The sequence below is a fragment of the Rhodovulum sulfidophilum DSM 1374 genome (genome assembly GCF_001633165.1).
Classification (GTDB): domain Bacteria; phylum Pseudomonadota; class Alphaproteobacteria; order Rhodobacterales; family Rhodobacteraceae; genus Rhodovulum; species Rhodovulum sulfidophilum.
Map to the genome: position 1 here is coordinate 225,700 of NZ_CP015418.1, position 22,311 is coordinate 248,010.

The following is a 22,311-nucleotide window of genomic DNA, read 5'->3' on the forward strand; positions in this document are numbered from 1 at the left end:
CTTATTTCTTCTTGCCGGCGATGGGTTTCGCCGGACCCTTGCGGGTACGGGCGTTGGTGTGCGTCCGCTGGCCGCGCACCGGCAGGTTGCGGCGGTGCCGCAGACCGCGATAGCAGCCAAGATCCATCAGACGCTTGATGTTCATCTGAATCTCGCGGCGCAGGTCGCCTTCGACAGTCAGGTTGGCGTCGATATGTTCGCGGATCGACAGAACTTCGGCATCCGAGAGCTCATTGACCCGGCGGCCTTTTTCGATGCCCACGGCCTCGCAGATGGCCTCGGCGGCGGAATGCCCGATGCCATGGATATAGGTCAGGGCGATCGGCACCCGTTTTCCGGTGGGGATGTTGACGCCAGCAATACGTGCCACGCGCTATCTTCCTTTCGTTGCGGTTCCGTCGCTCCAGAACCTTTTTTCACAACTATGGCCCGAAAGCCTGTCGCCTCCGGGCCGCCTTGAATGACCGCCGGGCCGGGTCAGCTTCACCCCTGCGGCATTTGGTCGATTCTCATTCGAGAGGCTGTGCCTAGGGCGATTCCGGCACTCCGTCAAGGGGATTAATACCGTGTCAAGATCCGCCTCGCGGATTTGCAGCCCATCCGCGGCAAAATCCAACCCAACCAGGCCCGGCAGTCCAGTCCCAAAAGACCGGACGAAACCAACGGCGGTGGGGCGATCCGCCTTCCGGTCCAGCTCGGCCTGCCCTGCACTCAAGACGGCCCGGACACAGAAAGCGGGACCGGCCGGACGGCACGACCGTCCGGCCGAAATGTTCAGGCGTCGAGAACCGCCTTGATGGCGCCCGACACCTCGTCGATCTCGCCCAGACCGTCCACGCCGGTCAGATCGCCCTTGGCGTAGTAATAGCCGATCAGCGGCGAGGTCTTCTTGTAATATTCCATCAGCCGCTGACGCAGGCTGTCTTCATTGTCGTCGGCGCGACGCTTGAACTCGGTGCCGCCGCATTTGCTGCATTTGCCATCGGCCGGGATCGGCTTGGTCAGGTCGTTATAGACCTCGCCGCAATTGCCGCAGGTCGAGCGCGCGGTGATCCGCGCCACCAGAGCCTCGTCATCGACCCGCATCTCGATCACGGCATCGAGCTTCTGCCCCATCCGGTCCAGCAGCGCACCCAGCGCATCGGCCTGGCCCAGCGTCCGCGGGAACCCGTCGAAGATGAAGCCACCCCCGGCATCCCCCGCGAGCTTCTCGGCGATCAGACCGATCACGATCTCGTCGGTCACCAATTCGCCGCGATCCATGACCTCGGCCACCTTCCTTCCCATCTCGGTCCCCGAGCTGCGCGCCTCGCGCAGCATGTCGCCGGTGGAAAGCTGGGTCATGCCCCGTTCCTCCACGAGCCGACGGGCCTGCGTGCCCTTGCCGGCTCCGGGGGGGCCCAGAAGGATGATATTCATCTGCGAGCTGTCCCTTTTCTTGCGCCTTTGCGCTTGCGCCTGAGTTGCGATTTTTCAATCAGCCCCTCGTACTGATGCGCCAGCAGGTGGGACTGGATCTGTTGGATCGTGTCCATCGTCACCGAGACCACGATCAGGACGGACGTGCCGCCGAAATAGAACGGAATGGAAAGCTGCGAACGCAGGATCTCGGGCAGCAGACACACCAGCGCCAGATAGGCAGAGCCCAGCACAAGCACCCGGTTGACCACGTAATCGAGATAATCCTGGGTCCGCTTGCCGGGCCGGATGCCCGGAACGAAACCGTTCTGGTTCTTCAGGTTGTCGGCCACATCCTCGGTCTTGAAGGCCACGTTGAACGTGTAGAAATAGGTGAAGAACACGATCATGGCCGAGAAGAACAGCAGGTAAAGCGGTTGGCCGGGCCCGAAATAGGCCAGGATCACCGACATCACCGGCCCGGTCTGGGCGCCCGAGAAGGTCGAGATCGTCGTCGGCAGCAGCAGAAGCGACGAGGCGAAGATCGCCGGGATCACGCCCGCGGGGTTCACCTTGACGGGCAGGTGGCTGGACCCGCCGTCATACATCTTCATGCCGACCTGACGCCGCGGATACTGGATATGGATCTTGCGCAGCGCGCGTTCCATGAAGACCACGAAGGCGATCACCGCCACGACCATGATCAGCACGCCGATGATGACGCCGGGATGGATCGCCCCCGACCGCCCCTGGCTGAGGAATTGCGCCAGCGCCGCAGGCGCCTGGGCGATGATCCCCACGAAGATGATCAGAGAGATGCCGTTGCCGACGCCGCGGGCGGTGATCTGTTCGCCCAGCCACATCAGGAACATGGTGCCGCCGACGATGGTGATCACGGTAGAGGCCCGGAAGAACCAGCCCGGATCGGTCGCAAGGCTGCCCGCCTCGAGGCTGACCGCCAGACCATAGGCCTGGAACGCCGCCAGGAAGACGGTGCCGTAGCGGGTATACTGGTTGATCTTCTTGCGGCCCTGTTCGCCCTCTTTCTTGAGCGCCTCGAGCTGCGGGACCATCGCCGCCAGAAGCTGGACGATGATCGAGGCCGAGATATAGGGCATGATCCCCAGAGCGAAGATCCCCATCCGCCCCAGCGCGCCGCCGGTGAACATCGACAGGATGCCGCCGAGCCCGGTCGAGGCGCGTTCCATGAAGTCGCGAAGCGCCGCCCCGTCGATGCCGGGAACGGGGATGTAGGTGCCAAGCCGGTAGACGATCAGAAGCCCCAGGGTGAACAGGATCCTCTGGCGCAGCTCGGTGGCCTTGCCGAAGGCCCCCCAGCTCATGTTCGCCGCCATTTGCTCTGCTGCTGATGCCATGCTGAGCCTCTTTCAAGGACAGCGCCGCCGGGCCGTCTTCCGGCTCCGGCGGCGCATTGGAAAACTAGGGGAGATTTAAGCGGCGCGGACGCCGCCCACAATCCCTTAATTCGAAGCCTTACGCGGCCTCGGCCGCGACGGTCGCGACCTTGAGCGATCCGCCGGCCTTCTCGACCGCCTCGATCGCGGCTTTCGACGCACCGGTGACTTCGATCGAAAGCTTCGAGGTCACCTCGCCTTTCGCCAGCACGCGGACGCCGTCGAGCTTGCGGCGCACCAGCCCCGAGGCCAGCAGCGCATCTTCGGTGATCGGCGCCGAAGCGTCGAGCTTGCCGGCTTCGACGAATTTCTGGATCAGGCCCAGGTTCACCACCGCATAGGACTTGCGGTTCGGCTTGTTGAAGCCGCGCTTGGGCAGACGTTGGTAGAGCGGCATCTGGCCGCCTTCATACCCGTTGATCGCCACACCCGAGCGGGATTTCTGACCCTTGATACCACGGCCACCCATCTTGCCCTTGCCCGAGCCCGGGCCGCGGCCGATCCGCTTGGCTTTCTTGGCGGCGCCGTCATTGTCGCGCAGTTCGTTCAGTTTCATGTCGCTTCTCCTTGGCCGGACGCGCCCCCGAAGCGAGTTGGGCGGCCACGGCGTTTCTTGACTGGCTGAGGCGGCCCTGACGGGCCACCGGTGGCGTATAGACGCCGGACCGCGCGGAAGCAAGGGATTCGCAAGTCGCGGGCCTGCCACCCTGCCCGGCCATCGTTCAGGAAATGAAAAAGGCGCCCCGGAGGACCGGAGCGCCTTTCAAAGCCGAGAGCGGACGATCAGCCGCGCTCTTCGATGATCTCGACCAGGTGCGGGATCTTGGAAACCATGCCGCGGATCGCGGGGGTGTCTTCCAGTTCCCGGGTCTTGTGCATCTTGTTCAGCCCCAGACCGATCAGGGTCCGGCGCTGGATGTCGGGGCGGCGGATCGGCGAGCCGATCTGCTTGACGACGATGGTCTTGGCCATGCTCGGGTCTCCTTACGCTTCAGCCGCTTCGGCAACCGGCGCATCATCCTTCTTCAGGATTTCAGCGACCTTCTTGCCACGGCGTTGCGCAACCTGACGCGGCGAGCTTTCACGGGAGAGCCCGTCCAGCGTCGCGCGGATCATGTTGTAGGGGTTCTGCGAACCGACCGACTTCGCGACCACGTCCTGCACGCCCAGCATCTCGAACACGGCACGCATCGGACCACCGGCGATGATCCCGGTCCCTTGCGGGGCGGTACGCATCACCACGCGGCCCGCGCCATGGCGGCCCTCGATGTCATGGTGCAGGGTGCGGCCTTCGCGCAGCGGCACGCGCATCAGGCTGCGCTTGGCCTGCTCGGTCGCCTTGCGGATCGCCTCCGGCACTTCCTTGGCCTTGCCCTTGCCGAAGCCGACACGACCCTTCTGGTCGCCCACGACCACGAGAGCGGCAAAGCCGAAGCGCTTGCCCCCTTTCACGGTCTTGGACACCCGGTTGATCGCCACGAGACGATCGGCGAATTCCGGGTTCTCGTCGCGGTCGCGGCGGTCCCGGCGGTGCTCACGTTCTGCCATATGTCGTCTCCTTAGAACTTCAGGCCGCCTTCACGGGCGGCGTCGGCCAAAGCCTTGACACTCCCGTGAAAGAGGAAGCCACCACGGTCGAAGTAGCACTCTTCGACACCGGCTTTCTTGGCGCGCTCGGCGATCACCGAGCCCACCTTGGCAGCCGCCTCGACATTGTTCTTGCCGATAACGCCCAGCTCTTTCTCGAGCGAGGACGCCGCGGCCAGGGTCGTGCCCTGAACGTCGTCGATCAGCTGCACGCTGATGTTCTTGTTGCTGCGATGAACCGACAGGCGAAGCCGCCCGGCATTCATCTTGCGAAGCTTGTTCCGAACGCGCAGGCGGCGTTTCAGGAACAGGTGTCTTTTGCTGTTTGCCATCTGTCGCGCCCTTACTTCTTCTTGCCTTCCTTGCGGAAGATGAACTCACCCTTGTAGCGGATGCCCTTGCCCTTGTAGGGCTCGGGGCCGCGCCACTCGCGGATGTTCGCGGCGACCTGCCCGACCTGTTGCTGGTCGATGCCTTCCACCACGATCTCGGTCGGTTTCGGGGCGGTCACGGTGACGCCCTGAGGGACCTCGAAATTGACATCATGCGAGTAGCCGAGGTTGAGCTTGAGCACGTTGCCCTGCATCGCGGCACGATAGCCCACACCCTGGATCTCAAGCTCGCGCTTGAAACCATCGCTCACCCCCTTGACGAGGTTCGCGACCATGCTGCGGGACATGCCCCACTGCTGGCGGGCACGCTTGGACGTACCGCGCGGCGTGATGCTGACGGTGTTATCCTCGACCGCGATGGTGACATCGTCGGTCGCGGTGAAGATGCGGGTGCCCTTGGGCCCCTTCACTTCGACGGTCTGGCCGGAGACGGATGCGGAAACACCCGACGGCAGCTCGACCGGTTTCTTACCAATACGAGACATTGCCTTCCCTCCTCAGAACACCGTGCAGAGCACTTCGCCGCCGACATTCGCCGACCGCGCAGACGCATCCGACATCACGCCCTTGGACGTCGACACGATCGAGACACCCAGACCCTGGCGCACCGAGGGCAGGTCCTTCACGCTCATGTAGACACGACGGCCGGGGGTCGAGACGCGCTTGACTTCGCGAATGACCGGCTGGCCTTCATAGTATTTCAGGCTGACTTCCAGCTCGGGCAGGCCGGTCTTGCCGGTCGTGGCCTCATAGCCGCGGATGTAGCCTTCATCCTTCAGCACGTCGAGCACCCAGGCACGGAGCCTGGAGGCGGGTGTACGCACCGTCGATTTGCCACGCATCTGCGCGTTGCGGATGCGGGTCAGCATATCGCCGAGAGGATCGTTCACGGACATCTCTTCCCCTCCTTACCAGCTCGACTTCACCATGCCGGGGATCTGGCCCATCGAGCCCAGATCGCGCAGCATGATCCGCGAGATTTTCAACTTGCGGTAATAGGCGTGCGGACGCCCGGTGAGCTGGCAGCGGTTGTGCAGCCGGGTAGCCGAGGAGTTGCGCGGCAGCTTGGCAAGCTTGAGCCGCGCCTTGAACCGCTCTTCCATCGGAAGATCCTCGTTGGTCGCGATCTCTTTCAGCTTCGCACGCTTGGTCGCGTATTTCTCGACCAGGCGCTGACGCTTGAGCTCGCGCTGAACCATAGATTTCTTAGCCATGTAGTGTTCTCCCTCCCGCGATCAGCTGTTGAACGGCATGTTGAAGTGCTTCAACAGCGCCTTCGCTTCCGCGTCGGTGCTCGCGGTCGTGGCAATGACGATGTCCATGCCCCAGACCTCGTCGACTTTGTCGTACTCGATCTCGGGGAACACGATGTGCTCTTTCAGGCCCATCGCGTAGTTGCCGCGGCCGTCGAAGGCCTTGCCCGAAACGCCCCGGAAGTCCCGGATACGCGGCATCGCAATGGTGATCAGGCGGTCGAGGAATTCGTACATCCGGTCGCCGCGAAGCGTGACCTTGGTCCCCAGCGGCATGTCCTCGCGGACGCGGAAGCCGGCGATCGACTTCTTGGCCTTGGTGACGACGGCTTTCTGACCGGCGATCTGGCTCAGATCTTCCTGCGCCGATTTCGACTTCTTCGAATCGCGCACAGCCTCGGCACCGCAGCCGATGTTGAGCACGATCTTGTCGAGCCGCGGGATCATCATGTCGTTCTTGTAGCCGAACTCTTCCTTCAGAGCGGCCCGGATGGTTTCCCGGTAGAGCGACTTGAGACGCGGGGTATAGGTGGCAGCATCAAGCATCGATCACTTCCCCCGATTTCTTGGCAAAGCGAACCTTCTTGCCGTCTTCCACGCGGAAGCCGACGCGGGTCGGGCCACCTTCCTTGGGATCGACGATGGCCAGGTTGGACAGGTCGATCGGCATGGCTTTCGGCACGCGGCCGCCCTGGCTGTTCTGGGTCTGGCGCTGGTGACGCACCGCCATGTTCAGGCCCTCGACGACGGCCTTGCCGGCCTTGGGATCGACCGAGAGGATGGTGCCTTCGCGGCCCTTGTCCTTGCCCGCGAGCACGACGACCTTGTCGTCCTTCTTAAGCTTGGCAGCCATCAGAGCACCTCCGGAGCCAGCGAGATGATCTTCATGAAGCTCTTGGCACGAAGCTCGCGCACGACGGGCCCGAAGATCCGGGTGCCGACGGGCTCGTTGTTGTTGTTGAGGATCACGGCGGCGTTGCGATCAAAGCGGATCGCGGTTCCGTCTTCGCGACGGACTTCCTTGGCGGTGCGCACGACGACAGCCTTGCGGACATCGCCTTTCTTGACGCGGCCACGCGGAATGGCTTCCTTTACCGAGACGACGATGATGTCGCCGACAGAAGCGTATTTCCGCTTGGACCCACCGAGGACCTTGATGCACTGAACCCGGCGTGCGCCGGAGTTGTCAGCGACATCCAGATTGGTCTGCATCTGGATCATTGGGTTACTCCCGACCTTTGGGACCGAGTCCCAGGGTTTCGCTCAAACCGAAAGGCGGTACAGGTCAGGCCTGCACCACCTCCCAGCGTTTCGTCTTCGACTTCGGCGCACATTCCTGAATGCGCACACGGTCGCCCACCTTGAAGGTGTTGTTCTCGTCGTGAGCCCGGTATTTCTTGGACTTACGAATGGTCTTCTTCAGCACGGGGTGCGTGAAACGGCGTTCGACCAGGACGGTGACGGTCTGATCGTTCAGATCGCTGGTCACGGTGCCTTGCAGGATACGTTTGGGCATCTGTCAGGCTCCCCTTATTCCGACGCCTTGGCGGCTTTTTCGTTCAGCACCGTCTTCACGCGCGCGACGTCGCGGCGGACTTCGCGGAAGCGGGCGGTGTTCTCGAGCGCATTCGTGGCCTGCTGGAAGCGCAGGTTGAAGGCCTCTTTCTTCAGGCTCGCCAGCGCTTCGCGCAGCTGGTCGGGCGTTTTGTCTCGCAGTTCCTGGGCGTTCATCGCCTGTATCGTCCTTTCAACATCAACGGAGGGCCCCAAGCCTCTCGCGAGGGTCACCCTGATTCCGATGGAGGTTCGCGGATGAGAGGCCCGCATAAGCCCCAAACCCGAATAAAGCAAGCCCCGATCGCATCCGCCCGTCCGGGCAGCGCGTCGGGAACCACCGGAAAGAAAAGGCCCCCGCCTTGGCGCGGGGGCCCTTCGTGATTTCAAGCGACCGGGATTACCAGTCTTCGCGTTCGACGATCCGGGTCTTGATCGGCAGCTTCATGGCCGCAAGACGCAGCGCCTCGCGGGCGATGGCCTCGTTGACACCGTCGATCTCGAACATGATCCGGCCCGGCTTGATCTTCGCGGCCCAGAAATCGACGGAGCCCTTCCCTTTACCCATCCGGACCTCGGTCGGTTTCGACGAGACGGGGGTGTCGGGGAAGATCCGGATCCAGACCCGGCCCTGACGTTTCATGTGGCGGGTCAGGGCGCGGCGGGCAGCCTCGATCTGACGCGCGGTCACTCGCTCGGGCTCAGTCGCCTTCAGGCCGAAATGGCCGAAGTTGAGCTCGAATCCGCCTTTTGCCTGGCCGTGAATCCGGCCCTTGTGCATCTTGCGGAATTTCGTGCGCTTGGGTTGCAGCATCTCTGTTCTCCTTCAGGGCTCAGCGGCGCGGACGGGACGGGCCGCTCCCGCCCTCCTGGAGCTCTGCCTGACGACGGTCGCGGGCACTGGGATCGTGCTCCATGATCTCGCCTTTGAAGATCCAGACCTTGATGCCGATGATGCCGTAGGGCGTCGTGGCTTCGGCGGTGGCATAGTCGATGTCGGCGCGCAGCGTGTGCAGCGGCACCCGACCTTCGCGATACCATTCCGTCCGGGCGATCTCGGCGCCGCCGAGGCGGCCCGACACGTTGACCCGGATACCCAGCGCCCCCATGCGCATGGCGTTTTGCACCGAGCGTTTCATCGCGCGGCGGAAGCTGACCCGGCGTTCCAGCTGCTGGGCGATCGATTCCGCCACCAGCTGACCGTCGAGCTCGGGCTTGCGGACCTCGACGATGTTGAGATGCAGCTCGCTCTTGGTCATGTTGGCAAGCTTCTTGCGCAGCGTCTCGATATCCGCGCCTTTCTTGCCGATGATCACACCCGGACGCGCCGTGTGGATCGTCACCCGGCATTTCTTGTGCGGACGCTCGATGATGATGCGGCTGACGCCGGCCTGCTTGCACTCGGCGCGGATGAAGTCGCGCATCTTGACGTCTTCGAGCAGAAGATCGCCGTAATCCTTGGTGTCGGCGTACCAGCGGCTATCCCAGGTCCGGTTGACCTGGAGGCGCATGCCGATCGGATTGACCTTGTGACCCATTAGGCTTGCTCCTCGACCTGGCGGACCTTGATGGTGAGTTCCGAGAACGGCTTCATGATCTTGCCGAACCGGCCACGGGCGCGCGGACGACCGCGCTTCAGCGTCAGGTTCTTGCCCACATAGGCCTCGGCCACGATCAGTTCGTCGACGTCGAGGTTGTGGTTGTTCTCGGCGTTGGCGATCGCGGACTGAAGGCACTTCTTCACATCGTCGGCGATCCGCTTCTTCGAGAAGGTCAGGTCCGAAAGCGCACGGTCGACCTTCTTGCCCCGGATCATCGCAGCGACCAGGTTCAGCTTCTGCGGAGAGGTGCGAAGCATGCGCGTCTTGGCCATCGCCTCATTCTCGGCCACGCGGCGGGGGTTCTTTGCCTTGCCCATGACGCTTACCTCTTCTTCGCTTTTTTGTCGGCCGCGTGACCGTAATAGGTCCGGGTCGGCGAGTATTCACCGAATTTCTGGCCGATCATATCTTCGGACACCGACACGGGGATGTGCTTGTGGCCGTTATAGACGCCAAAGGTGAGCCCCACGAACTGGGGCAGGATGGTGGAACGGCGCGACCAGATCTTGATGACCTCGTTGCGGCCCGATTCCCGGGCTTTCTCGGCCTTCTTGAGGACATAAGAGTCGACGAAGGGGCCTTTCCAGACAGAACGAGACATGGCTTAACGACCCTTCTTGCGCGCGTGACGGGACCGGAGAATGTACTTGTCGGTCGTCTTGTTGCGGCGCGTCTTGGCGCCCTTGGTCGGCTTGCCCCAGGGGGTGACCGGATGACGGCCGCCCGAAGTCCGGCCTTCACCGCCGCCATGGGGGTGATCGATCGGGTTCATGACCACACCGCGGACCGACGGACGCTTGCCGAGATGGCGGTTGCGGCCGGCCTTGCCGATGTTCTGGTTCGAATTGTCGGGGTTCGACACGGCACCGACGGTGGCCATGCATTCCTGACGCACCAGCCGCAGCTCGCCCGAGGAGAGGCGGATCTGGGCATAGCCGCCATCACGACCGACGAACTGGGCATAGGTGCCCGCGGCGCGCGCGATCTGGCCGCCCTTGCCGGGCTTCAGCTCGACATTGTGGACGATCGTGCCGATCGGCAGGCCGGTGAAGGGCATCGCGTTGCCGGGCTTCACGTCGGCTTTCTTCGAGGCGACGACCTTGTCACCCACGGCCAGGCGCTGCGGCGCCAGGATATAGGCCAGCTCGCCATCCTCGTAGCGGATCAGGGCGATGAAGGCGGTCCGGTTCGGGTCGTATTCGATCCGTTCGACGGCTCCGCCCACGTCGAGCTTCGTGCGCTTGAAATCCACGATGCGGTAGAGGCGTTTCGCCCCGCCGCCCCGGCGGCGTGCCGTGATCCGCCCGGCATTGTTCCGGCCACCCGATTTGGTCAGACCCTCGGTGAGGGTCTTGACCGGGCGGCCTTTCCAAAGCTCGGAACGGTCGATCAGAACCAGCCCACGCTGGCCCGGCGTCGTCGGCTTGTACGACTTGAGTGCCATGCTTTCTGTCTTCCGTCAGCTTCGGACCAGAATGGTCCGGTTGTCGTCAGGGATCCGAAGACCCCGCCTTGATGGAAAAAATCCGGCCCCGGTTAAAGCCGGGGCCGAAGATTCGTTGCCTTCTATCAGAGACCCGTGGTCACGTCGATAGTGTTCCCCTCCTCGAGGGTCACATAGGCCTTCTTGACGTTCTTGCGGCGACCGAGGATCCCCTTGAACCGCTTGACCTTGCCCTTGGTGATGGTGGTGTTGACCGCCTTCACCTTCACGCCGAAGAGGTTTTCGACCGCTTCCTTGATCTCGGGCTTGTTCGCATCCATCGCCACTTCGAAGACCACGGCATTGGCCTCGGAGGCCATCGTCGCTTTCTCGGTGATGATCGGCTTGCGGATCACGTCGTAATGTTCCGGCTTCACGCTCATTTCAGTCGAGCCTCCAGGGCTTCGACACCCGCCTTGGTGAGCACGAGGGTGTCACGGCGGAGGATGTCATAGACGTTGGCGCCCATCGACGGCAGCACATCGAGACCCTCGATGTTGCGCGCCGCCATGGCGAAGTTCTCGTTCACCTCGGCGCCATCGATGATCAGCACGCGCTTCCAGCCCAGGTTCTTGACCGATTTGGCCAGTTCCGAGGTCTTGGGCGCGGCCATATCGGCCGTCTCCAGAACGATCAGCTCGCCCGCCTTCAGCTTGGCGCTGAGCGCGTGCTTGAGACCCAGCTTACGGAATTTCTTCGGCAGGTCGTGGGCATGGCTGCGCGGGGTCGGCCCCTTGTAGACGCCACCCTTGCGGAAGATCGGCGCATTCCGGTCACCGTGGCGTGCGCCGCCGGTGCCCTTCTGGCGATAGATCTTCTTGGTCGAGTAGCTGGTCTCGGACCGGGTCTTGACCTTGTGGGTGCCGGCCTGCGCACGGGCGCGCTGCCAGCGCACCACGCGGTGCAGGATGTCGGTACGGGGCTCGAGGCCGAAGATCTCGTCGCCGAGATCGACGGTGCCGGCCTTGGCGCCGTCCAGTTTGATCACGTCGAGTTTCATTCTTCGCCTCCTTCGGCGGGCGCTTCGGCAGCGGTCGCCTCGGCCTGGGCCGATTTCAGAGCAGCCGGCAGGACCAGATTGTCCGGGGTCGCCTTCTTGACCGCGTCCTTGATCGTCACCCAGCCGCCCTTGGCGCCGGGAACCGCACCCTTGATCATGATCAGGCCACGATCGGCATCGGTCTTGACGACCTGCAGGTTCTGCGTGGTCACGCGGGCTGCGCCCATGTGGCCGGCCATCTTCTTGCCCTTGAACACGCGGCCCGGGTCCTGACACTGACCGGTCGAACCATGCGACCGGTGGCTGATCGACACGCCGTGTGAGGCGCGCAGACCGCCGAAATTGTGCCGTTTCATCGCACCGGCAAAGCCCTTGCCGATCGAGGTGCCCGAGACATCGACGAACTGGCCTTCGAAGTAATGATCGGCGGTGATTTCCTCACCGACACCGATCAGGTTCTCGGGGGCCACGCGGAATTCCGCGACCTTCCGCTTCGGCGCCACGCTGGCCTTGGCGAAATGGCCGCGCATCGCTGCCGAGACCCGCTTGGCCTTGGCCGAGCCCGAGCCGAGCTGAACAGCCGTGTAGCCATCGGTTTCGACGGTCCGCTGGGCCACCACCTGGCAGCCGTCAAGCTGCAGGACGGTGACGGGCACCTGACGTCCGTCGTCCATGAACAGCCGGGTCATGCCCAGCTTCTTTGCAATCACACCAGAGCGCATCCTGGGTGCCCTCCTCAAACCTTGATCTCGACGTCGACACCCGCGGCGAGGTCGAGCTTCATGAGCGCGTCCACGGTCTGGGGGGTCGGGTCGATGATGTCGAGAAGCCGCTTGTGCGTGCGGATTTCCCACTGGTCACGGGACTTCTTGTCGATGTGGGGGCCACGAAGAACCGTGAATTTCTCGATCTTGTTCGGCAGCGGAATGGGCCCGCGCACCTGGGCGCCGGTCCGCTTGGCGGTATTCACGATCTCCTGCGTGCTGGCATCCAGAACGCGGTAGTCGAAGGCCTTCAGCCGAATGCGGATATTCTGACTTTGCATGTTTTTTTGCCCTCAGGCTGAAGGGCGGGTCAAACTGACCCGCCCGGGCCTTTTGCGTTACTTGATGATCTTGGCGACGACGCCGGCGCCGACGGTGCGGCCGCCTTCGCGGATGGCGAAGCGGAGCTTCTCTTCCATCGCGATCGGCGCGATCAGCTCGACCTTGAACTTCAGGTTGTCGCCCGGCATCACCATCTCGGTGCCTTCGGGAAGCTCGACCGTCCCGGTCACGTCCGTCGTGCGGAAGTAGAACTGCGGACGGTAGTTCGCGAAGAACGGAGTGTGACGGCCACCCTCTTCCTTGGTCAGGATGTAGGCCTCGGCCTCGAACACCGTATGCGGCGTCACCGAGCCCGGTTTGCACAGGACCTGGCCACGCTCGACCTGGTCGCGGTCGATGCCGCGCAGCAGCGCGCCGATATTGTCGCCGGCCTCGCCGCGGTCAAGCAGCTTGCGGAACATCTCGACACCGGTGCAGGTGGTCTTCTTGGTGTCGCGGATACCCACGATCTCAAGCTCGTCGCCCACATTCACCACGCCACGCTCGACACGGCCGGTCACCACGGTGCCGCGGCCCGAGATCGAGAACACGTCCTCGATCGGCATCAGGAAGGGCAGGTCGACCGGACGTTCCGGGGTCGGGATGAACTCGTCGACCGCCGCCATCAGCTCGCGGATCTTGTTCTCGCCGATTTCCGGGTCGCGGCCTTCCATCGCCGCCAGCGCCGAGCCGGCGATGATCGGGATGTCGTCGCCGGGGAAGTCGTAGCTCGACAGAAGCTCGCGGATCTCCATCTCGACGAGTTCCAGAAGCTCGGCGTCGTCCACCTGGTCGACCTTGTTCATGAACACGACCAGCGCCGGAACGCCGACCTGCCGCGCCAGCAGGATGTGCTCGCGGGTCTGCGGCATCGGGCCGTCGGCCGCGTTCACCACCAGGATCGCGCCGTCCATCTGGGCCGCACCCGTGATCATGTTCTTCACGTAGTCGGCGTGGCCGGGGCAGTCGACGTGGGCGTAGTGACGGGCCTCGGTCTCGTATTCCACATGCGCCGTCGAGATCGTGATCCCGCGCGCTTTTTCCTCGGGCGCACCGTCGATCTGGTCATAGGCCCTGAAGTCGCCGAAATACTTCGTGATCGCAGCCGTCAGCGTCGTCTTGCCGTGGTCAACGTGGCCGATCGTGCCGATGTTAACGTGCGGTTTCGTCCGTTCGAACTTTGCCTTACCCATGGTCGTCTCCTCTAGTTCCTTGATGCCGGGCGTCGCCGCGCAGCGCGCGCCCGGACCGTGTCACGTTCAGGCGTATTTCGCCTGGATTTCATCGCTGATGTTCTGCGGAACCGGCTCGTAATGGTCGAACTGCATCGTGAACACGGCGCGGCCCGAGGACATCGAGCGCAGCGTGTTGATGTAACCGAACATGTTGGCCAGCGGCACCATGGCGCTGATCACGTTGGCATTCCCGCGGGTATCCTGGCCCTGCACCATGCCGCGACGGCTGGTCAGGTCGCCGATGATGCTGCCGGTATATTCCTCGGGCGTCACCACCTCGACCTTCATGATCGGCTCGAGCAGCTTGGCGCCGGCCTTCTTGAGGCCTTCGCGCATCCCCGCGCGGGTCGCGATCTCGAAGGCCAGGACCGACGAGTCGACGTCGTGGAAGGCACCGTCGACCAGGGCCACCTTGAGGTCGATTACCGGGAAGCCGGCCAGCGGGCCCGAATCCATGACCGACTTGATGCCCTTCTCGACGCCGGGGATGTATTCCTTCGGCACCGCACCACCGACGATCCGGCTTTCGAACGAGTAGCCCTCGCCCGGCTCGGTCGGCATGATCTCGAGCTTGACGCGGGCGAACTGGCCCGTGCCGCCGGTCTGCTTCTTGTGGGTGTAGTCGACATCGGCCTTGTGGCTGATGGTCTCGCGATAGGCCACCTGCGGGGCGCCGATATTCGCCTCGACCTTGAACTCCCGCTTCATGCGGTCGACCAGGATGTCGAGGTGAAGTTCGCCCATGCCCTTCATGATGGTCTGACCGGATTCGATGTTGGTCTCGACGCGGAAGGACGGATCCTCGGCCGCAAGACGCTGCAGCGCCAGAGCCATCTTCTCCTGGTCGGCCTTCGATTTCGGCTCGACGGCGATCTCGATCACCGGATCGGGGAAGCTCATGGTTTCCAGAACCACCGGCTTGGAGGCATCGCACAGGGTGTCGCCCGTGGTGGTTTCCTTCAGACCGGCAAGCGCGATGATGTCGCCCGCGAAGGCCTCGTCGATTTCCTCGCGGTTGTTCGAGTGCATCATCATCATCCGACCGACGCGCTCTTTCTTGCCCTTGGTCGCGTTCAGGATCGATTCACCCTTCTTCATCACGCCGGAATAGATCCGGGTAAAGGTCAGCGAGCCGACGAAGGGGTCGTTCATGATCTTGAACGCAAGCGCCGAGAACGGCTCGTCGTCATTGGCGTGACGGGCGATGTTGCGCTCTTCGGTTTCGTCATCCGGCGCGAAGCCCATATAGGCGGGCACGTCCAGCGGCGAGGGAAGATAGTCGATCACGGCGTTCAGCAGCGGCTGCACGCCCTTGTTCTTGAAGGACGACCCGGCGGTCACCGGCACGAAGGCCAGCGCCAGCGTGCCCTTGCGGATCAACTGGTGCAGGGTATCGGTGTCGGGTTCGTTGCCTTCGAGATAGGCTTCCATCGCCTCGTCGTCCTGCTCGACGGCAAGCTCGACCAGGTTCGACCGCCACTCGTCGGCCACATCCTTCAGCTCGGCACGGATCTCCTGACGGGTCCAGGAGGCCCCGAGGTCCTCGCCCTTCCAGGTCCATTCTTCCATGGAGACGAGATCGATGATGCCTTCCAGCTTGTCCTCGGCACCGATCGGCAGCGCGATCGGGCAGGGGGTGGCGCCGGTGCGGTCCTTGATCATCTTCACGCAGTTGAAGAAGTCGGCGCCGATCTTGTCCATCTTGTTGACGAAGACGATGCGCGGAACCTTGTAACGGTCGGCCTGACGCCAGACGGTCTCGGTCTGCGGCTCGACGCCGGCATTGGCATCGAGAAGGCAGATCGCGCCGTCGAGCACGGCCAGCGACCGCTCGACTTCGATGGTGAAGTCGACGTGGCCGGGGGTGTCGATGATGTTGAAGCGGTATTTGGTGTCGGAGGTCCCTTCCGCCGTCGGATCTTCCTGACGCTGCCAGAAAGTCGTGGTCGCAGCCGAAGTGATGGTGATCCCCCGCTCCTGCTCCTGTTCCATCCAGTCCATGGTCGCGGCGCCGTCATGGACTTCGCCGAGCTTGTGGGACTTGCCGGTGTAAAAGAGGATGCGCTCGGTCGTCGTGGTCTTGCCCGCATCGATGTGGGCCATGATCCCGAAGTTCCGGTAGCGTTGAAGAGGATAAGCGCGGGCCATTGGAGGGTCCTAAGGCTAAAGTTTTGTTACCAGCGATAATGGCTGAACGCTTTGTTGGCGTCGGCCATCTTGTGGGTGTCTTCGCGTTTCTTCACCGCGGTGCCACGGGACTGCACGGCGTCCATCAGTTCGCCGGCGAGCCGCTCTTCCATGGTGTTCTCGTTGCGCTTGCGGCTGGCATCGATCAGCCAGCGGATCGCAAGGGCCTCACGGCGCTCGGGGCGCACTTCGACCGGCACCTGATAGGTGGCACCGCCGACCCGGCGCGAGCGAACCTCGACGGCGGGTTTCACGTTGTCGAGCGCCTCGTGGAACACCTCGACCGGGGCCCGCTTGAGACGGCCCTCGACGCGGTCCAGCGCGTTGTAGACGATGCTTTCGGCGGCAGATTTCTTGCCGTCGACCATCAGGTTGTTCATGAATTTCGTCAGCACACGATCGCCAAACTTGGCGTCGGGCAGGATTTCGCGCTTCTCGGCAGCGTGACGGCGGGACATCTACGTCTCTCCTTACTTCGGACGCTTCGCGCCGTATTTCGAGCGGCGCTGCTTACGGTCTTTGACGCCCTGGGTGTCCAGCACACCGCGGAGGATGTGATAGCGGACACCGGGAAGGTCTTTCACCCGGCCGCCGCGGATCAGCACGACCGAGTGCTCCTGCAGGTTGTGGCTCTCGCCAGGGATGTAGCTGATCACCTCGAAACCATTGGTCAGGCGCACCTTGGCGACCTTCCGCATGGCCGAGTTCGGCTTCTTCGGCGTAGTGGTGTAAACGCGCGTGCAGACGCCGCGCTTCTGCGGGCAGGCCTGCAGGTGCTGCGACTTCTGGCGTTTCACTTTCGGCTGCCGCGGCTTGCGGATCAGCTGTTGGATTGTCGGCATCCCGGTTCCCCGTATTGCAACCCGTTCAAATCTCTTCTTCGGTGCGCCCGCAATGGTCTACGGCAACGCGAAAACCGCATTCGTTCCCCTATTCGCGGGAACGACGCGGTGGAGTTCCAGAGGATCGGGGCATAGGGCCCGGATCATGACCACATCAGTTTCGGTATCAGACACGGCAGGTTGGTTCGCCAGCCCGAAGTGGCAGCGGTATATGTCGAGTCGAGAGGGGTGTCAACACCGCAGCGGCCGTGCCGCCGCGATGACCGCGCCCAGCCCGGTCCGCCCCGACGCCCCTGCCCCGAACAAAGCCCTCCGAAGGATAAGCGCGGAGCTGCATGAACCGGTCGCGCAAGCAACGGACGCTTGCTCCCGCCAGGCCTCTCGCAGCACCCGGAGCCATCTCGCCGGAGCGCACGCCAAGGACTGTGGCCGCCGGCAGAAGCAGAAGCAGAACCAGTACAGCAACCGCCGCCGAAGCCCCGGGTGTCGATGTCCCGTAGGATGACAAAGTCGGCCGCAATCCGCGCCTGCGGACCGACACGGCGAAGACGGGCGACCATGGACTGCCGATCCCACCGCATGCCGGAGGACCCGATCACCTGGAGGATCGTCGTCATATCGCCCGACATGCCAAGGACGCCCCTGCGCCGGTCCGCCAAGGCCGTCCACGCGGGGCGCAGACCGAGCATGGCGCGCAGGACCGATCAGGAGGGCGCTGCAAGCCGCGTCGGGCCATGCGCGACACCAACCTCGCAGACAGGGCCAGCGTCGGACAGGGGCAGGATACAGACGCCTTGCGTCGCCAGAGCGGCGGGCCGCGCTCCGCTTGCGCCCCCCGCACCGATCTTGGCGCATTTTCGCCATTCTTTTTCAAACGGCTTGCTCTGCATGGCTTCGGCATTTCGGCCGGAGACAGAGCCCCGACGAAAACGCCCCCGCCCATGACGGGCGGGGGCGATCTTGTGACCTTGGGTCCTGGCTTCGCTTATTCGCGGCTTTCGGGCGTTTCCACCAGCCCCAGATCGTCATCGTCGGACGCGCCGAAGTCTTCCATCGGAGCCGCAAGAGCCGCGGCCGAGACCGCCTCGGCCTGACGGGCGTCGATGACCTTCTGGTCGCGCTCGGCCGCGATGCGGCGCACGCGCTGGCTGGCCCCGCCGGTGCCCGCCGGGATCAACCGGCCGACAATGACGTTTTCCTTCAGGCCGACCAGCTTGTCGCGCTTGCCCTGGACCGAGGCCTCGGTCAGCACCCGCGTCGTCTCCTGGAACGAAGCCGCCGAGATGAAGGACCGGGTCTGCAGCGAGGCCTTGGTGATCCCCAGCAGGATCGGCTGACCCTCTGCGGGACGCCCGCCGCGCGCCAGCACCTTGTCATTGGCCTCGTCGAACTCGGCCTTGTCGACATGCTCGCCCTTCAGAAGCGTGGTGTCACCCGAATCCGAGATCTCCCATTTCTGCAGCATCTGCCGGACGATCACCTCGATATGCTTGTCGTTGATCTTCACGCCCTGCAGCCGGTAGACGTCCTGCACCTCGTCGATCATGTAGTTCGCCAGCGCCTCGACACCCATGATGGCGAGGATGTCATGCGGCGCCGGGTTGCCGTCCATGATGTAGTCGCCCTTCTGCACGAAGTCGCCTTCCTGCACCGGGATGTGCTTGCCCTTGGGCACCATGTATTCGACCGGCTGGATGGTCTCGTCCGCCGGCTCGATGGTGATCCGCCGCTTGTTCTTGTAGTCGCGGCCGAACCGGACATAGCCGTCGATTTCGGCGATGATGGCGTGATCCTTCGGACGCCGGGCCTCGAACAGTTCCGCCACCCGCGGCAGACCGCCGGTGATGTCCTTGGTCTTGGCACCTTCGCGCGGGATCCGCGCCACCACGTCACCGGCCCGGATTTCCTGCTGATCCTCGACCGAGAGGATCGCATCCACCGACATCGGATAGGTGACCGGATTGCCCGCTTCGTTGCGGACCGGCTCGCCGGTTTCGGGATCGACGATGATGATCTCGGGCTTCAGCTCGTTGCCCTTGGGCGCGGTGCGCCAGTCGGACACGATCTTCTGGGTCATACCGGTGGCATCGTCGGTATCCTCGCGGACCGAGATCCCGGTCACGAGGTCCACGAGCCTGGCGCGCCCTGCCTTCTCGGCGATGATCGGCAGGGTGTAGGGGTCCCATTCGAACAGCTTGTCGCCCCGTGCCACCCGGGCCCCCTCGGCCACGAAGACCTTGGTACCATAGCCCAGCTTGAAGCTCGCCCGCTCGACATCGTTATCGTCGATGATGGCCAGCTGCATGTTCCGGCCCATGACGATCTGATCGCCCGCCGCATTGGTCAGCAGGTTGGCGTTGCGGAACTCGATCCGGCCCTCCTGGCTGGTCTCCTGGAAGGACTGCTGGCCCCCTTGGGCGATACCGCCGATGTGGAAGGTCCGCATCGTCAGCTGCGTGCCGGGCTCGCCGATCGACTGCGCGGCGATGATGCCGACAGCCTCGCCGATATTCACCTTGGTGCCGCGCGCCAGGTCACGGCCGTAGCAGGCCGCGCAGACGCCCTCTTCGGCCTCGCAGGTCAGCGGCGACCGGATCCGGACGGTGGCGACACCGGCCTTCTCGATCGCATCCGCCTTGCGTTCGTCGATCAGCTCGTTGCGGGTGACCAGAACCTCGTCGGTGCCGGGTTTCAGCACGTCATCGGCCGCGACACGGCCAAGCAGCCGTTCCGCCAGGGTCGCCACGACCTCGCCGTCGTTGATCGCCGCTTCGCAGGTGATGGCGTTCTCGGTGCCGCAATCGTCGCGGCGCACGATGCAGTCCTGAGCGACGTCCACCAGACGCCGGGTGAGGTACCCCGAGTTCGCCGTTTTCAGCGCGGTATCGGCCAGACCCTTCCGGGCACCGTGGGTCGAGTTGAAGTACTCGAGCACGGTCAGACCTTCCTTGAAGTTCGAGATGATCGGGGTCTCGATGATCTCGCCCGAGGGCTTGGCCATCAGGCCGCGCATGCCGCCCAGCTGCTTCATCTGCGCCGGCGAGCCCCGGGCGCCCGAGTGGGCCATCATGTAGACCGAGTTCGGCTCCATCTCGGCCCCGGCATCGTCGACGCGGACGGCCGAGATCTCGGACATCATCGCAGCGGCGACTTCGTCCGAGCATTTCGACCAGGCATCGACAACCTTGTTGTACTTTTCGCCCTGAGTGATCAGGCCGTCCATGTACTGCTGTTCGAATTCCTTGACCTGCTGGCGCACGCCCTCGACGATCGTCCATTTCCGCTCGGGAATGACCATGTCGTCCTTGCCGAAGGAGATCCCGGCCTTGAACGCCTCGCGGAACCCGAGCCCCATGATCTGGTCACAGAAGATGACTGACTCCTTCTGGCCGCAATAGCGATAGACGGTGTCGATGACCTGCTGCACCTCTTTCTTCCGCAGCAGCCGGTTGACCAGTTCGAACGGCGCCTTGGCATTCATCGGCAGGAGCGCGCCCAGCCGGACCCGGCCCGGCGTGGTCTCGAAGCGCTGGAGCACCTCGTTTCCATGCTCGTCGATCTGCTTGATCCGCGCGATGATCTTGGCATGCAGATGCACCTCGCCCGCGTCGAGCGCGTGCTGCACCTCTTCGACATCGGCAAAGGCCATGCCCTCGCCCTTCATGCCCTTGCGCTCCATCGTGATGTAATAGAGCCCGAGGATCATGTCCTGCGACGGCACGATGATCGGCGCGCCGTTGGCGGGCGACAGCACGTTGTTGGTCGACATCATCAGGACCCGCGCTTCCAGCTGGGCCTCGAGGCTCAGCGGAACGTGCACGGCCATCTGGTCGCCGTCGAAGTCGGCGTTGAAGGCCGAGCAGACCAGAGGGTGCAGCTGGATCGCCTTGCCTTCGATCAGCGTCGGCTCGAACGCCTGGATGCCCAGACGGTGCAGCGTCGGCGCCCGGTTCAGCATCACCGGGTGCTCGCGGATCACCTCGTCGAGGATGTCCCAGACCTCGGGACGTTCCTTCTCGACCAGCTTCTTGGCCTGCTTGACGGTCGAGGAAAGCCCCTTGGCCTCAAGCCGCGAATAGATGAACGGCTTGAACAGCTCGAGCGCCATCTTCTTCGGCAGCCCGCACTGGTGCAGCTTGAGTTCGGGGCCGGTCACGATCACCGAACGGCCCGAGAAGTCGACCCGTTTGCCCAGAAGGTTCTGGCGGAACCGGCCCTGCTTGCCCTTGAGCATGTCGCTGAGCGATTTCAGCGGCCGCTTGTTGGCGCCGGTGATGACCCGGCCGCGGCGACCATTGTCGAACAGCGCATCGACCGATTCCTGCAGCATCCGCTTTTCGTTGCGGACGATGATGTCGGGCGCCCGCAGCTCGATCAGCCGCTTCAGACGGTTGTTCCGGTTGATCACCCGGCGGTAGAGGTCGTTCAGGTCCGAGGTCGCGAACCGGCCGCCATCGAGCGGCACCAGCGGCCGCAATTCCGGCGGGATGACCGGGATCACGGTCAGCACCATCCATTCCGGACGGTTGCCGGATTCGATGAAGCTTTCGACGACCTTCAGCCGCTTGATGATCTTTTTCGGCTTCAGCTCGCCGGTGGCTTCCTTCAGCTCCTCGCGCAACCGCTCTGCCTCGGCCTCGAGATCGATCTGCGACAGCATCTCGCGGATCGCCTCGGCGCCGATCCCGGCGGTGAAGGCATCGGTCCCGAACTGGTCCTGCGCGTCGAGATACTCTTCCTCGGTCAGCATCTGGCCGTAGCTCAGATCGGTCAGACCGGGCTCGATCACCACGTAGTTCTCGAAATAGAGCACGCGTTCCAGATCGCGGAGCGTCATGTCCAGCATCAGGCCGATGCGCGACGGCAGCGACTTGAGGAACCAGATATGCGCGACAGGCGCCGCCAGCTCGATATGGCCCATCCGCTCGCGGCGGACCTTCTGCAGCGTCACCTCGACACCGCATTTCTCGCAGACCACGCCGCGATATTTCATGCGCTTGTACTTACCGCAAAGGCACTCGTAGTCCTTGATCGGCCCGAAGATCCGCGCACAGAAGAGACCATCACGCTCGGGCTTGAACGTCCGGTAGTTGATGGTCTCGGGTTTCTTGATCTCGCCATAGGACCACGAAAGGATCCGTTCGGGCGAGGCCAGCGACACCTTGATCTCGTCGAACTGCTTGGGCGAAGCCAGCGGGTTGAACGGGTTGGTGGTCAGTTCCTGGTTCATCTTGAAGTCCTTCAAATCAGCGCAAAGGGATGGGCAAGGGCGCGATTTT

Annotated in this window: 29 protein-coding genes; all 29 read right to left on the reverse strand. The window is 63.6% G+C overall.

Features of this window, described 5'->3' with window-relative positions; genetic code table 11:
* Position 1: 1 nt before the first annotated feature.
* Positions 2-370 carry a 30S ribosomal protein S13 gene (gene rpsM / locus A6W98_RS01135; protein ID WP_042456785.1) on the reverse strand — a complete coding sequence of 123 codons (369 nt, stop codon included), beginning with the start codon at positions 368-370 and terminating at the stop codon, positions 2-4.
* A gap of 404 nt (positions 371-774) precedes the next feature.
* On the reverse strand, positions 775-1,419 hold the full coding sequence (locus A6W98_RS01140; RefSeq protein ID WP_042456788.1) for an adenylate kinase: 645 nt from the start codon (positions 1,417-1,419) through the stop codon (positions 775-777).
* A complete protein-coding gene (gene secY, locus A6W98_RS01145; protein WP_042456791.1) occupies positions 1,416-2,774 on the reverse strand; it encodes a preprotein translocase subunit SecY in 1,359 nt (452 codons plus the stop codon). Before secY ends, A6W98_RS01140 begins: the two co-directional genes overlap by 4 nt.
* A 118-nt stretch (positions 2,775-2,892) precedes the next feature.
* Positions 2,893-3,369, reverse strand: coding sequence for a 50S ribosomal protein L15 (rplO, locus tag A6W98_RS01150; protein WP_042456793.1), 477 nt, complete (start codon positions 3,367-3,369; stop codon positions 2,893-2,895).
* Between the two features lie 227 nt (positions 3,370-3,596).
* Entirely contained in the window at positions 3,597-3,785 is a 189-nt protein-coding gene (gene rpmD / locus A6W98_RS01155) for a 50S ribosomal protein L30 (RefSeq protein WP_042456796.1), read from the reverse strand.
* 12 nt (positions 3,786-3,797) lie between these two features.
* Positions 3,798-4,361: a 30S ribosomal protein S5 gene (gene rpsE, locus A6W98_RS01160; RefSeq protein WP_042456799.1), complete on the reverse strand. Its 564-nt coding sequence runs from the start codon at positions 4,359-4,361 to the stop codon at positions 3,798-3,800.
* Between the two features lie 11 nt (positions 4,362-4,372).
* Complete coding sequence (gene rplR, locus A6W98_RS01165; RefSeq protein WP_042456803.1) at positions 4,373-4,732, reverse strand: 50S ribosomal protein L18; 360 nt, start codon at positions 4,730-4,732, stop codon at positions 4,373-4,375.
* Between the two features lie 11 nt (positions 4,733-4,743).
* Entirely contained in the window at positions 4,744-5,277 is a 534-nt protein-coding gene (gene rplF / locus A6W98_RS01170) for a 50S ribosomal protein L6 (RefSeq protein WP_042456806.1), read from the reverse strand.
* A gap of 12 nt (positions 5,278-5,289) precedes the next feature.
* Positions 5,290-5,688, reverse strand: a complete 399-nt coding sequence (gene rpsH / locus A6W98_RS01175; RefSeq protein ID WP_143540306.1) for a 30S ribosomal protein S8 — start codon at positions 5,686-5,688, stop codon at positions 5,290-5,292.
* Positions 5,689-5,700: 12 nt separating this feature from the next.
* Positions 5,701-6,006 carry a 30S ribosomal protein S14 gene (gene rpsN, locus A6W98_RS01180; RefSeq protein WP_042456809.1) on the reverse strand — a complete coding sequence of 102 codons (306 nt, stop codon included), beginning with the start codon at positions 6,004-6,006 and terminating at the stop codon, positions 5,701-5,703.
* Between the two features lie 21 nt (positions 6,007-6,027).
* Entirely contained in the window at positions 6,028-6,591 is a 564-nt protein-coding gene (gene rplE / locus A6W98_RS01185) for a 50S ribosomal protein L5 (RefSeq protein WP_042456812.1), read from the reverse strand.
* Positions 6,584-6,898 carry a 50S ribosomal protein L24 gene (gene rplX / locus A6W98_RS01190; protein ID WP_042456815.1) on the reverse strand — a complete coding sequence of 105 codons (315 nt, stop codon included), beginning with the start codon at positions 6,896-6,898 and terminating at the stop codon, positions 6,584-6,586. Before rplX ends, rplE begins: the two co-directional genes overlap by 8 nt.
* Positions 6,898-7,266: a 50S ribosomal protein L14 gene (gene rplN, locus A6W98_RS01195; protein ID WP_042456818.1), complete on the reverse strand. Its 369-nt coding sequence runs from the start codon at positions 7,264-7,266 to the stop codon at positions 6,898-6,900. The genes rplX and rplN overlap by 1 nt, the downstream gene beginning before the upstream one ends.
* A gap of 64 nt (positions 7,267-7,330) precedes the next feature.
* Complete coding sequence (gene rpsQ, locus A6W98_RS01200; protein ID WP_042456821.1) at positions 7,331-7,561, reverse strand: 30S ribosomal protein S17; 231 nt, start codon at positions 7,559-7,561, stop codon at positions 7,331-7,333.
* Positions 7,562-7,575: 14 nt separating this feature from the next.
* Complete coding sequence (gene rpmC / locus A6W98_RS01205; protein WP_042456823.1) at positions 7,576-7,776, reverse strand: 50S ribosomal protein L29; 201 nt, start codon at positions 7,774-7,776, stop codon at positions 7,576-7,578.
* Between the two features lie 223 nt (positions 7,777-7,999).
* Positions 8,000-8,413 (reverse strand): 50S ribosomal protein L16, encoded by a 414-nt coding sequence (gene rplP / locus A6W98_RS01210; protein WP_042456826.1) that lies wholly within the window; start codon positions 8,411-8,413, stop codon positions 8,000-8,002.
* Between the two features lie 19 nt (positions 8,414-8,432).
* Positions 8,433-9,137: a 30S ribosomal protein S3 gene (gene rpsC / locus A6W98_RS01215; RefSeq protein ID WP_042456829.1), complete on the reverse strand. Its 705-nt coding sequence runs from the start codon at positions 9,135-9,137 to the stop codon at positions 8,433-8,435.
* Complete coding sequence (gene rplV / locus A6W98_RS01220) at positions 9,137-9,517, reverse strand: 50S ribosomal protein L22 (protein ID WP_042456831.1); 381 nt, start codon at positions 9,515-9,517, stop codon at positions 9,137-9,139. Before rplV ends, rpsC begins: the two co-directional genes overlap by 1 nt.
* Positions 9,518-9,522: 5 nt before the next feature.
* Positions 9,523-9,801 carry a 30S ribosomal protein S19 gene (gene rpsS, locus A6W98_RS01225; protein ID WP_042456835.1) on the reverse strand — a complete coding sequence of 93 codons (279 nt, stop codon included), beginning with the start codon at positions 9,799-9,801 and terminating at the stop codon, positions 9,523-9,525.
* 3 nt (positions 9,802-9,804) lie between these two features.
* Positions 9,805-10,644 carry a 50S ribosomal protein L2 gene (gene rplB / locus A6W98_RS01230; RefSeq protein ID WP_042456838.1) on the reverse strand — a complete coding sequence of 280 codons (840 nt, stop codon included), beginning with the start codon at positions 10,642-10,644 and terminating at the stop codon, positions 9,805-9,807.
* A 125-nt stretch (positions 10,645-10,769) separates the two neighbouring features.
* The gene (locus tag A6W98_RS01235; RefSeq protein ID WP_042456841.1) at positions 10,770-11,066 is read right to left on the reverse strand and encodes a 50S ribosomal protein L23; all 297 of its coding nucleotides are present in this window, start codon (positions 11,064-11,066) and stop codon (positions 10,770-10,772) included.
* On the reverse strand, positions 11,063-11,683 hold the full coding sequence (gene rplD / locus A6W98_RS01240) for a 50S ribosomal protein L4 (RefSeq protein WP_042456844.1): 621 nt from the start codon (positions 11,681-11,683) through the stop codon (positions 11,063-11,065). Before rplD ends, A6W98_RS01235 begins: the two co-directional genes overlap by 4 nt.
* Complete coding sequence (gene rplC, locus A6W98_RS01245; protein WP_042456847.1) at positions 11,680-12,405, reverse strand: 50S ribosomal protein L3; 726 nt, start codon at positions 12,403-12,405, stop codon at positions 11,680-11,682. The genes rplD and rplC overlap by 4 nt, the downstream gene beginning before the upstream one ends.
* A gap of 14 nt (positions 12,406-12,419) precedes the next feature.
* Positions 12,420-12,728, reverse strand: coding sequence for a 30S ribosomal protein S10 (rpsJ, locus tag A6W98_RS01250; RefSeq protein WP_042456850.1), 309 nt, complete (start codon positions 12,726-12,728; stop codon positions 12,420-12,422).
* A gap of 57 nt (positions 12,729-12,785) precedes the next feature.
* On the reverse strand, positions 12,786-13,961 hold the full coding sequence (gene tuf, locus A6W98_RS01255) for an elongation factor Tu (RefSeq protein WP_042456853.1): 1,176 nt from the start codon (positions 13,959-13,961) through the stop codon (positions 12,786-12,788).
* A 66-nt stretch (positions 13,962-14,027) separates the two neighbouring features.
* Positions 14,028-16,151: an elongation factor G gene (fusA, locus tag A6W98_RS01260; protein ID WP_042456856.1), complete on the reverse strand. Its 2,124-nt coding sequence runs from the start codon at positions 16,149-16,151 to the stop codon at positions 14,028-14,030.
* A 26-nt stretch (positions 16,152-16,177) separates the two neighbouring features.
* Positions 16,178-16,648, reverse strand: coding sequence for a 30S ribosomal protein S7 (gene rpsG, locus A6W98_RS01265; RefSeq protein ID WP_042456859.1), 471 nt, complete (start codon positions 16,646-16,648; stop codon positions 16,178-16,180).
* Between the two features lie 12 nt (positions 16,649-16,660).
* Complete coding sequence (gene rpsL / locus A6W98_RS01270; protein WP_042456862.1) at positions 16,661-17,032, reverse strand: 30S ribosomal protein S12; 372 nt, start codon at positions 17,030-17,032, stop codon at positions 16,661-16,663.
* 985 nt (positions 17,033-18,017) lie between these two features.
* Positions 18,018-22,262, reverse strand: a complete 4,245-nt coding sequence (rpoC, locus tag A6W98_RS01275) for a DNA-directed RNA polymerase subunit beta' (RefSeq protein WP_042456865.1) — start codon at positions 22,260-22,262, stop codon at positions 18,018-18,020.
* Between the last annotated feature and the right edge of the window lie 49 nt (positions 22,263-22,311).